The organism is Aminobacter sp. P4_D5, from assembly GCF_056401815.1.
The window spans coordinates 1-1,225 of sequence record NZ_JBFUIP010000386.1 but is presented as its reverse complement, the minus strand read 5'-3'; the positions used below and the strand labels follow the sequence as shown (position 1 = coordinate 1,225).

Here is a 1,225-nt window from a genome sequence, read left to right as displayed (position 1 = left end):
GAACGTGGCCATCAAGTCGAGACCGCCAAGGATTTCATGGTTCTTCGCGCCTGGCTTGGTCTTGCCCGGCCAGACAGCGATGGCCGGAACCCGGTTGCCGCCTTCCCGTACCGTGCCCTTGGTACCCCGGAAGGGCGTGTAGCCGGCGTCAGGGTAGACATCCTGCCAGGCTCCGTTGTCGGTCGTGTAAAAAACCAACGTATTCTTGTCCATGCCGGTTTCACGCAGCTTGTCCATAATACGTCCGATACGGGTGTCGAGTTCGACGACCGAGTCGGCGTATTTAGACTTGGAAAGCGATTTGTGTTCGAACTCCGGCGCTGGCATGTTCGGCTGGTGAACCTTCATGAAGTTCACATTGATGAAGAAAGGTTGGTTCGGTGCCTTCGCGGCGTCGTCCAGAAACTCGATTGCAGCCTTTTCGACATAGCCGTCGAAGAAAGGAATACCGACCACGCCTTCCTTGCCGTCGATAGTGGGCGTGTCGACATATTGGCCGTTGATCTTGAAGTCCTCCGTGACGGGCTCGCCCGCGTTTCCGGACAGCGCTCCTTTGGTGACCTTCTCGAACATAGCTCGCAGCGCAGGGTCCATATCGGGGAACCATGTCGGATCTGCGTAGGTATAGGCGTTGAGATGATAGAGCCCGGCATATTTCATCACATCATAGCCTTGGGCATTTGGCAGAGCGTAGTCGGCTTCGCCGAGATGCCACTTTCCGGTGAAATAGGTCTTGTATCCTCCCTGTTTCAGTACAGAAGCCAGCGTCCATTCCGCGGCTGGCAGTCCGCCGCCCTGGCCCTGAAAGGCCACGGTGGTCATGCCGCTGCGATTCGGGATCCGACCCGTCTGCATAGCGGCGCGTCCAGGGGTGCAACTGGGCTGCGCATAAAAGGAGAAGAAGGTCATGCCGTCTTCGGCCAATTTATCAATACTTGGCGTCGGCATGCCGCGCCCTTCACCGCCGCCGTAAGGACCAAGGTCGCCGTAGCCTGTGTCATCAGAGACGATGAACAAGATGTTGGGTTTTTGCGCGTCTTGCGCATGGGCTGCCGACGCTAGCCCACCGCAAAGAACAATTACGGCAGTCCAAGTCGCGATGCTGCTATCGGAAAGTCTATGCCCCATCTTCAGTTCCTTTCGCAATCTGCAAAACGATCGAATTGAAACGACTTCAAAGCCACTCAAATCAATCAGTATGCCAATGCTGACGCAAGGGCAATTC

At 56.2% G+C, this 1,225-nt stretch carries 1 protein-coding gene; it reads right to left on the bottom strand.

Annotated elements, in window-relative coordinates:
* Positions 1-1,128, bottom strand: a 1,128-nt coding sequence (locus tag AC1DWF_RS32110; protein ID WP_476842580.1) for a sulfatase-like hydrolase/transferase, incomplete at its 3' end; no start/stop codon positions are given.
* Between the last annotated feature and the right edge of the window lie 97 nt (positions 1,129-1,225).